9 protein-coding genes are annotated in these 9,031 nt (G+C 64.4%); 4 read left to right on the forward strand and 5 right to left on the reverse strand.

Annotation, left to right across the window (positions count from 1 at the left end):
* Positions 1 to 158 precede the first annotated feature (158 nt).
* Positions 159 to 380, forward strand: coding sequence for a halocin C8-like domain-containing protein (locus C446_RS20430; RefSeq protein WP_369332772.1), 222 nt, complete (start codon positions 159 to 161; stop codon positions 378 to 380).
* Between the two features lie 90 nt (positions 381 to 470).
* Here the strand turns inward: C446_RS20430 and C446_RS04095 are convergent, their stop codons facing one another.
* The 4 genes from C446_RS04095 to gpmI all read right to left on the reverse strand — a co-directional run bounded on the left by C446_RS04095 (position 471) and on the right by gpmI (position 4,159).
* Positions 471 to 833, reverse strand: a complete 363-nt coding sequence (locus tag C446_RS04095) for a hypothetical protein (RefSeq protein ID WP_006671800.1) — start codon at positions 831 to 833, stop codon at positions 471 to 473.
* A 141-nt stretch (positions 834 to 974) separates the two neighbouring features.
* Positions 975 to 2,267, reverse strand: a complete 1,293-nt coding sequence (locus tag C446_RS04100) for an O-acetylhomoserine aminocarboxypropyltransferase/cysteine synthase family protein (protein ID WP_006671801.1) — start codon at positions 2,265 to 2,267, stop codon at positions 975 to 977.
* 139 nt (positions 2,268 to 2,406) lie between these two features.
* Positions 2,407 to 2,556, reverse strand: a complete 150-nt coding sequence (locus C446_RS19025; protein ID WP_160162954.1) for a hypothetical protein — start codon at positions 2,554 to 2,556, stop codon at positions 2,407 to 2,409.
* Positions 2,557 to 2,635: 79 nt separating this feature from the next.
* Complete coding sequence (gpmI, locus tag C446_RS04105) at positions 2,636 to 4,159, reverse strand: 2,3-bisphosphoglycerate-independent phosphoglycerate mutase (RefSeq protein WP_006671802.1); 1,524 nt, start codon at positions 4,157 to 4,159, stop codon at positions 2,636 to 2,638.
* Between the two features lie 189 nt (positions 4,160 to 4,348).
* On the opposite strand from gpmI, the gene C446_RS04110 reads away from it, so the two are divergent.
* The 3 genes from C446_RS04110 (at position 4,349) to C446_RS04130 (ending at position 8,223) form a co-directional block, all read left to right on the forward strand.
* Positions 4,349 to 4,750 (forward strand): hypothetical protein, encoded by a 402-nt coding sequence (locus tag C446_RS04110; protein ID WP_006671803.1) that lies wholly within the window; start codon positions 4,349 to 4,351, stop codon positions 4,748 to 4,750.
* A gap of 1,628 nt (positions 4,751 to 6,378) precedes the next feature.
* Positions 6,379 to 6,828 carry a thiol-disulfide oxidoreductase DCC family protein gene (locus C446_RS18505; RefSeq protein ID WP_049920019.1) on the forward strand — a complete coding sequence of 150 codons (450 nt, stop codon included), beginning with the start codon at positions 6,379 to 6,381 and terminating at the stop codon, positions 6,826 to 6,828.
* A gap of 117 nt (positions 6,829 to 6,945) precedes the next feature.
* Positions 6,946 to 8,223: a DNA double-strand break repair nuclease NurA gene (locus C446_RS04130; protein ID WP_006671806.1), complete on the forward strand. Its 1,278-nt coding sequence runs from the start codon at positions 6,946 to 6,948 to the stop codon at positions 8,221 to 8,223.
* Between the two features lie 177 nt (positions 8,224 to 8,400).
* Here the strand turns inward: C446_RS04130 and C446_RS19030 are convergent.
* A partial coding sequence (locus tag C446_RS19030) for a metallophosphoesterase family protein (protein ID WP_006671807.1) occupies positions 8,401 to 9,031 on the reverse strand: 631 nt, incomplete at its 5' end.

The following is a 9,031-nucleotide window of genomic DNA, read 5'->3' on the forward strand; positions in this document are numbered from 1 at the left end:
GTGAAATCGTCCTCATGTTCGCCATCATCAACATAGAAAAGCTCTGTGAGCCACTCTAACCCTCATTCAGCAGCTATTCAACAAAGCAGATTATCGAGGAAGACGGAAGTCAAGAAGAGATCGAGTTCGATACCGACGGAGAAGTAGCAGTCCAGAGTATATTCTGTTCTGCCTGTAAATTCAACGTTCGAACCATCTGCCGTATCGGCTGTTCAGCACCGTTAGCGTTCATCTGTGGCCTCCTTGGTGTTTCAGGAGTCGGTGGGATCGGCTGTGTGACGTTCGTTGGAATCGCGTGTCGAATCATCGCATCAGTCGGCTGTGGGACGACCAATGTGGACGAAATCGTGTGTCAGGATGACAGACTAGGGTTCTGTTAGCAACGATCAATCGACACGATCGTTTCGAAACGAATCGACGATCCAAACCCGAGACGTGTCGGCCGACCCATTACCGTGAGAGTGAGACGCTCATTTACTGCTACGCGTTCGGTCACCAGTCTCCTGTAGCTTCACGTATGCCGGTGCGAGGAGATAATCGACGATTCCGATACCGATCGATCCGACGGCGAACTCCAGCATACTGATATCCCACGTCCCGGTGGCCGGCAAAAGAGCGAGGCCGCCGCTTACTGCGATACCGAGTCCGATCCCAACGGTGGCCGCTCGCCTGTACTCGATGACCCACACGAGAACACCGAGTCCGAGTACGATACCAACGATTCCAGTCGACCCGATCACGAAGGAACCAGGGGCGATAACGAGGCCAGCGACGACGAATCCGATCCCGACCAGTTTCAGCTGTTCGACGTGATCGATATTCTCATTATCCATAGAGCTATAATAGAGTTGAAATTATATAAATTATCGTGTCGGTACCGGGAGTGAGTCGTCCGTCGCCACCCTTCCGAAGCGTGGCACACACCCCGATTGCGGGAACAACCCCCAATTACGGCGATCCGAGTCGAACCGCCGTCACTGCGTCGTCGCGTCGATCGCCCGATCGAGATCCGCGATGATGTCGTCGACGTCTTCGACCCCGACCGAGAGACGGATGAGGTCGTCGGTGACCCCACTGGCCAGTTTCTCCTCCTCGGTGAGCTGCTGGTGGGTCGTGCTCGCGGGGTGGATGATCAGCGACTTCGCGTCGCCGACGTTTGCTAGCAGGCTGAACAGTTCGACCTCGTTACAGACCGCCTCGGCCGCGTCGTAGCCGCCCTCGAGCCCGAAGGTGATCATGCCGCCGTAGCCGCCCTCGAGGTACTCGCTGGCGTTGTCGTGGGTCTCGTGGCTCTCGAGGCCGGGGTAGTTGACCCAGGCGACATCGGAGTGGTCCTCGAGGTACTCGGCGACGGCCATGGCGTTCTCGCTGTGTTTTTCCATACGCAGCGGCAGGCTCTCGAGTTTCTGGAGGGTGACCCAGGCGTCGAACGGCGCTTGCTGGTTGCCCAGGTCGCGCAGGCCGCGGGTGCGTGCGGCGATGGTAAACGCCTGCTCGCCGAAGGTCTCGTAGAAGTTGACGCCGTGATAGGCCGGGTTCGGCTCAGCGATTTCGGGGTAGTCGCCCTCGTCCCAGGGGAACGAGCCGCCGTCGACCAGAATCCCACCGACGGTCGAGCCCGCGCCGTGAATCCACTTGGTCGTCGAGTTCCAGACCAGGTCCGCGCCGTGCTCGAGCGGCCGGCAGAGATACGGCGTCGCGAAGGTGTTGTCGACGAACAGCGGCACGTCGTGGTCGTGTGCGATGTCGGCGATGCGCTCGATATCGGGGGTCACGAGGGCCGGGTTGCCGATGGTCTCGAGGTGGACGAAGGCCGTGTCGTCGTCGATCGCCTCCGCGTAGGCCTCGTAATCGAGCGTGTCGACGAACGTCGTCTCGATCCCTCGCTTCTCGACGGTGTGGGTGAGGTACGTGTACGTCCCGCCGTACAGCGACGACGAGGAGACGATGTTGTCACCGACGTCGGCAAGAATGAACGTCGCCAGGTCGAACGCAGCCATCCCAGACGACGTGGCGAGTGCCCCGACGCCGCCCTCGAGCGTCGCGATGCGTTCCTCTAACATCGCGTTCGTCGGGTTCATGATCCGCGAGTAGATGTTGCCGAACTCCTCGAGGCCGAACAGCGCCGCGGCGTGGTCGGTATCCTCGAACTCGTAGGACGTGGTCTGGTACAGCGGCGGGGCTCGGGCACCGGTGGTCGGATCGGGCTCTTGCCCGGCGTGGACGCTGTCGGTCGCGAACCGTCGATCGTCGGATTCCTCGGTCATACGTCCCGATAGTCGTCTGCTGGGGTGGTAAAAGCGCGAGTTGTTGCAAAACACGCCGACGTCGGAGTCGAGACGCGTCGGCTCTCCTCACCGATTTAGAACTCGAGAGCTGTCCGTCACACCGCTCAGAACGCCCTGACTACGCGAAGACGGACGCGAACACGTCGCTAAACAGGACGAGCAGAATACCGATGACGATGACGGCACCCGTCCAGACGATCAGAATATACATCGCTCGTTTGATCTCTTCTTTCCGTTCGCCTCCTTGAACGGCGTCCTGGGTACTCATTGGTGGATGTTCCGCCGCGACGGACATAACTCTACCCCTCCGCGACGATCGGAGCCCAACGGCCCGGGTCCGCAGTTCGTCACTCGAGTAAGGGCTCGCCGGTCATCTCGGGCGGCCGCTCGAGACCGAGCAACTCGAGCAACGTTGGCGCGACATCGGCGAGGGTCCCGCCTCGACGGACCGTTCGGCCGCCGTCGCTCCCGTCGGGTGACAGATAGACGAGGGGTACGTCGTTGTACGTGTGGGCCGTGTGTGGGTCGTCTTCCGTCCCCATGTCGTCGGCGTTGCCGTGATCTGCGGTGATCAGGACGTGAGCACCGTCCGCCTCGAGTGCATCGACGAGTCGTCCGAGCTGTCCGTCGACGGCTTCGACGGCTTCGATCGCAGCGTCGTAATCGCCAGTGTGGCCGACCATGTCCGGGTTGGCGTAGTTGAGTACGAGACTGTCAGGGTCCGCCGACTCGAGGACGTCGATCGCGGTGTCGGTCACCTCGGGCGCGCTCATCTCCGGCTGCTCGTCGTAGGTGGGGACGTCCGGACTCTCGACGATTTCGCGGATCTCGCCGTCGAACTCGACTTCCCGGCCGCCGTTGAGGAAGTACGTTACGTGGGCGTACTTCTCCGATTCGGCGATACGGAGCTGGCTCTTGTCGTGGTCCGCGAGGACCTCACCCAGCACGTTCTCGGGCTGGGTCGGCGGATACGCCACGGGGAGGTCGAACGTCTTGTCGTACTGGGTCATCATCACGACCTCGGCTTCGGGTGGCGCAGTGTCGAACTGGTCGGCCCAGGCCTCGGGACGAATGTCGGCGAGCAGTCGCGTCAACTGGCGGGCCCGGTCCGACCGGAAGTTGAACCAGACCACGGAGTCGCCGTCCTCCAGGGCCGGCCGGCCGGAAATCGTGGTCGGCTCCACGAACTCGTCGGTCACGTCTCGGTCGTAGGACTCCTCGACGGCCGTGAGCGCCGAGTCGGCCTCGTGGTCGGCCTCACGGTTGACGATCGCGTCGTAGGCTCGCTTCGTCCGCTCCCAGTTCTGGTCGCGGTCCATCGCGTAGTAGCGGCCCGAGACCGTGGCGACGTGGCCCGTTCCGTGGTCGGCGATCACGTCCTCGAGGGTCGCGAGGTACTCGCGGCCGCCGGTGGGAGAGGTGTCGCGCCCGTCCGTAATCACGTGGGTGACGGCCTCGACGTCACGATCACCGGCGAGCTCGATCAGCGCGTGGAGGTGTTCGTGGTCGGAGTGGACCCCGCCGTCGCTGACCAGCCCGACGAAGTGAATCGTCCCGTCGCTGTCCAGGGCGTTGTCGAAGGCCGTGTTGATCGCATCGTTCTCCCGGAACGAGCCGTCCTCGATCGAGTCGGAGATGCGGGTGTACTCCTGGTAGACGACCCGGCCGGCCCCGATGTTCAGGTGGCCGACCTCGCTGTTGCCCATCTGTCCTTCCGGCAGCCCGACCCGCCGGCCGGCGACCTCGAGGGTGCCGTACGCGCCAGCGTCGGCGAGTCGATCGAACGTCGGCGTTTCGGCGGCGGCGACGGCGTCGCGTCCGTCGCCGGTACCGAGCCCCCAGCCGTCGAGTACGATCAACGCAGCGTCCATATGCGACGGATACCTACCCTCGCGTAACTAGCTGTCGTTGTCGGCTGCGTTCGGGAGCGGTCCGTTTCGAGACACAAAGTACTTATTAGAAAACTATCTCCTTCGGAAAGGAGACGTACTGAACGGGTTCACCCTCCAGCCCACATCCCGCCGGGCGGTCGGATGCGTTCCGACCGCCGCCGTTTCACTATGACGACCGATCGACTCCCCTCCCCACCGACCGGCGACGCCGTCCGCCGTGCGTTCGAGCGACGGCTCGGTGTCGACGCTCGGGCGCTCGCGGCGTTTCGCATCGCCCTGGGACTGACGCTGCTGTTCGACACGCTCCATCGGTCGCGGAACCTGGTCGCCTTCTACACCGACGAGGGTGTACTGCCCAGAGATGCGCCTGGAACAGTCGGCCTGGACGGCCGAGTACTCGATTCACATGCTGTCCGGGGAACCGTGGGTGCAGGCGCTTCTGTTCGGCTGTTCGGCGCTGCTTGCGGCTTCGCTGGTCGCGGGGTACCGAACCCGGCTCGTCGCGGCGCTCTCGCTCGTTTTGCTCGTCTCCGTTCAGTTCCGGAACCCGCTGGTTCTGAACGGCGCTGATCGGCTCTTCCGCGAACTGCTGGTGCTCGCTCTGTTTTTGCCGCTTGGCAAGCGGTGGGCCATCGACGCACAGAGCCGGGCTGCAAGCGACGACGAGGACGAGGACGAGGACGAGGACACGGACGAGCGGACGATCGACACCGACGATACAGACGAACCCGCCGCCAGAACCGACGGGACGNGACGACGAGGACGAGGACGAGGACGAGGACACGGACGAGCGGACGATCGACACCGACGATACAGACGAACCCGCCGCCAGAACCGACGGGACGACGGCCGAAAGATCGGACCGCGGAACCGGCGGCACCGCCGCTGGCGGAGCAGACGACGGAAACGACGGCGCGATCGTATCGGCCGACGACGGCACACTCCCACCGTCGCTGATCGCAACCCCCGCGACCGCCGCCGCACTCCTCTATGCGGTGACCCTGTTTTTTAACAACGCCACGCTCAAACGCGACGGCGACACCTGGACAGACGGCGAGGCGCTGCTGTACGCGCTCCGGCAGGATCACATGACCATCCTGCTGGGTAACCACCTCGCCGAGTCCCCCGCGTTGCTCGAGGTCGGGAGCTACGTCTGGTTCGGCCTGCTGGTCGCCTCGCCCCTGCTGCTCGTCCTGAGTGGCCCCGTCCGTCTCGCCTACGCCGGGGTCTTCCTCGTTACCGTCGCCGGGATGAGCGTCAGTATGGCCGTCGGTCTGTTCCCCGCGTTGCTGGCGGCCCTGCTGCTTTTGTTCCTCCCGACGCCGGTCTGGGACACCCTCGAGCGTGCGGGCACGACGGCTCTCGGTCGGCTCGGCGTGCGGGCCGACCTTCGGGCCGCGGCTCGCCGGATCGACGGCCCCCGTCGACTCCGATCCGAAGCTCCCCGAGTCGGTGTGTCGAACCGGCAGTGAGGTCTGGTCGGTCGTCCTCGGCGCTGCGTTGATCTTCGTCGTTCTCTGGAGTATCGGCATGTTGGGCTACGCGGACACGTTCGAACCCGTCGATTCCCTGGACCCCCAGGACAACCAGTGGGGGATGTTCGCGCCGGACCCGACGACCAGCTACGGCTGGTACACGGTCGTCGCGGAGACGGACGACGGTGAGAGAGACGTGCTGCAGGACGCCAAACTCCAGCACGACCGCCCTCCCGACGCCGCCGACACGCTGCCGGACTTCCGATGGCGACGATACATGAACTCGCTTTTCGATAACGACGAGCGCGCCGACCGGTTCGCCCAGCACATGTGCTCGCGGGCCGAGTCGCAGTTCGATGCGAGCGTCGATCGGACCGAGGTCACGTACACACACCACCNGGTTCGCCCAGCACATGTGCTCGCGGGCCGAGTCGCAGTTCGATGCGAGCGTCGATCGGACCGAGGTCACGTACACACACCACCCGATCGAACTCGAGGGCGAGCCCTCGACGAGCGAGTACGACATCGCGGAAACGGCGTGTTCGTGACCCGAGTCCGCCTTGTCTCGCGGCCGTCTACGGTCCCGGGCTGTCATGGCGCAACCCTGAACTCCGTGTGGGCCTAACAGTGACCGTGAGCGATTCCAGGAACGATCGGGACGGGTCGAACGGCGACGGGGGCCACGGTGGCGCTGCCGACGCTGACGCCGACGCCGACCGCGGTGTGGACCCTGACGCTGCGCCCGACTCCCGGCCCGAACTCGAGGGCGTCCCCGACGACGCCCCGATCGTCCTCTTCGACGGCGTTTGCAACCTCTGTGACGGGTTCGTCCAGTTTCTCGTTCCCCGGGACACCGACGGCGTGCTCTACTTCGCTTCCCTCCAGTCCGAGACCGCGACGGCAGTGCTGGCCGACCACGAGCCGTCGGCCGACGACCTCGAGTCGGTCGTCTTGGTGGAAGGCGATCGCTGTTACGTCAAATCCGACGCCGTCATCCGGATCGCCCGCCATCTCGGCGGCGTCTACTCGCTCGCTGCGGTCGGACGCGTCGTGCCGCGGCGACTGCGGGACTGGCTCTACGAGTACGTGGCGGCCAACCGCTACGACTGGTTCGGCAAGAAAGACCAGTGTCTGTTGCCGACCGGCGATGTCCAGGACCGGTTCCTCGAGTAACGACGGATTAGGCGAGCCTGCGCTCTGGTTGTCGACATTGTCACGGTCACCGACGAGTCCGTCAGCCGAAGATCGCCGACCACTAGACTTTTGCGGGTCGGACGGGAGCCAACGGGCATGACCCTCGATCCGGTTCACTTCGACGGCATCACGCGGCTCGCGAGGCGGATCGACCACGGGGCCGACGAACGCGACCGCCGCGAGTTCGCCGAGACCGTCTGGGCGGAGTTCCTCGACCCCCTTCGCGGACGCGACGGTAGGGTCGTCCTCGAGCCGATCGACGAACAGGCACGGCGGCTCGTCGACTGCGAAGCCGTCGCCCTCCGGGAACCGGAGTTCCCGACCGAGCACGGCCTCGACGCGGGGACGATCAACCCGACGACGTTCAAGAACGGGCTCGTCCTCGACATCGCCCAGGCGGCGATGAGCGCGACGCCGACCGACCTCGACCTGCACCGCTCGCGGACCGTCGTCGCGACGGTCCACTCCAACGACGAGACGATGACCGTCGACGACGAGTGGCGGAAGTTCGACGGTGGCGAGAGTCGCAGCCGCGTCGTGAAGGTGCCGCCGCTGCCCCGCTTTGCCGAAGGCGTCGTCCACGCGCTGGCGCTATATCTCGCCGAGAGCGAACACGCCCGCGAACACGCCGAGAGCGTCGACGACCTGCTCGTCCTGGATGGACCGATCTACCCCCGCGGGTTGTTGCGGTGGGCCGATCAACACCCCGACCTCGCGGACTTCCTGCTCGAGGACCCGCGGCCGGCGACGGTCCTCGAGAACTACGTTCGGCTGGTCGAGACGTTCGTCGAGCGCGACCGACCGCTCGTCGGCTTCGTGAAGAACCCGGCCACGCGGGCCATCACGCGAACGCTGAAACGCGACCGAGAGATCGACGTCAGTGCTCCCTGGAACGACGACGCGGCCCTCTTTACGCGGCTGCTCGAGCGCGGCGAGTACGTCGACGACGTGGACGGAACGCGCTGGGAACGTGACACGTCGGCGCTGTCGTACACGAACTGGTTCCACTCGCGTGGGGGCGTCGACCGGCCGCTGTCGGCCGACAGCGATGCGCTCGGCGTCGATCGCCGCCTCTCGCTCGAGGCCTACGAGGTTACGTTCTTCGTCGTCTACGATCCTCGAGACGACCTGCTGTACCGGATCGAGGCCCCCTACGCGTTCACGAAAGACCCCGACCGGCGCGAACGGTTGACGATGCAACTGCTGCAAGACGTCGCCGTCGCACACGGGCCGCCGACGATCATCGAGAAGGCGGACGAACTGGCGCGGATCGACCGGTCCGAGAAGCGATCGCTCCGGGAGTCCTTCGAAGACGAGTTCGAGACGAGTGAGGACCGAAAGTACGACGACCTCCGCTGGGAGGCGATCGACTGAGTCCGAGGCTGCTGCGGTTCGTCGTGAGTCTGCCCCAGCGATCATCTCCGGACGAGAGATGGCCGATTCGACGGGGCAGCGACCCGTATGGGACCGAAGCTGTACGGGTCACCAGCCTCCACAGTTGAAAGCGGGAGCTGTGTCGTTACCTCAGTCTCGGAGCCACAGTATCGGCGATCACTCCTCGAACAGTACCGACGTTTCGCCATCGGACCACTCGAGTACCCGAACGTCACCCGCGTCGATTTGCACGAACGTGTTCTGAGGTCGGTCAGGGTAGTCTGTCACCCCACGCTCAGTCCAGGCACCCGTGTTGACGAACTGCTCGCCGAGTTCGGCATAGTGTGTATGACCGAAAAGAACGAACTCGTCGTACTCCTCGAGCAGTCCGTTCGTTACCGTCTCGGCAACTGACGGCCGTTCCCCAGCGACGGTCGGTTCTCGAGCCGTTCCGTCGACCGGCGGCGCTTCTTCCGGGACGACGGCAGTATCGAGGTCGTCAGTCAGTCGTGACCAGTGGCCTTCAGCCGAACGCGTACCGATGTTGTCGCCCGAAACGATCTCCGAGAACTCCACGATAACCTCCCCGAGACGGTCGCTGCCAGCACAGAGCAGCGAACTAGCTGCGTCCTGTTGTTTCGGGTCAGGGCCGTCACCGTGGACCGCAACGAACGACCGGTCACCGCTTTCGAAAGTGAACGCCTCGTCGATCCGCCACGGTGCACCCAGAGTCGCGGCGTCGTACTCGTCCCGTCCGACATCGACGAGTCGGCGGTCGTGATTGCCGGCGACCAATTCGATCTCGATC

It is taken from the genome of Halobiforma nitratireducens JCM 10879, assembly GCF_000337895.1.
Taxonomy (GTDB): Archaea; Halobacteriota; Halobacteria; order Halobacteriales; family Natrialbaceae; genus Natronobacterium; species Natronobacterium nitratireducens.

Bases quoted from the DNA above. Each gene is read 5' to 3' on its own strand.
- C446_RS04100 (WP_006671801.1), bottom strand. From the start codon at position 2,267: ATGACCGAGGAATCCGACGATCGACGGTTCGCGACCGACAGCGTCCAC.
- C446_RS04095 (WP_006671800.1), bottom strand. From the start codon at position 833: ATGGATAATGAGAATATCGATCACGTCGAACAGCTGAAACTGGTCGGG.
- C446_RS19025 (WP_160162954.1), bottom strand. From the start codon at position 2,556: ATGAGTACCCAGGACGCCGTTCAAGGAGGCGAACGGAAAGAAGAGATC.
- C446_RS04130 (WP_006671806.1), top strand. From the start codon at position 6,946: ATGACCCTCGATCCGGTTCACTTCGACGGCATCACGCGGCTCGCGAGG.
- C446_RS04110 (WP_006671803.1), top strand. From the start codon at position 4,349: ATGACGACCGATCGACTCCCCTCCCCACCGACCGGCGACGCCGTCCGC.
- gpmI (WP_006671802.1), bottom strand. From the start codon at position 4,159: ATGGACGCTGCGTTGATCGTACTCGACGGCTGGGGGCTCGGTACCGGC.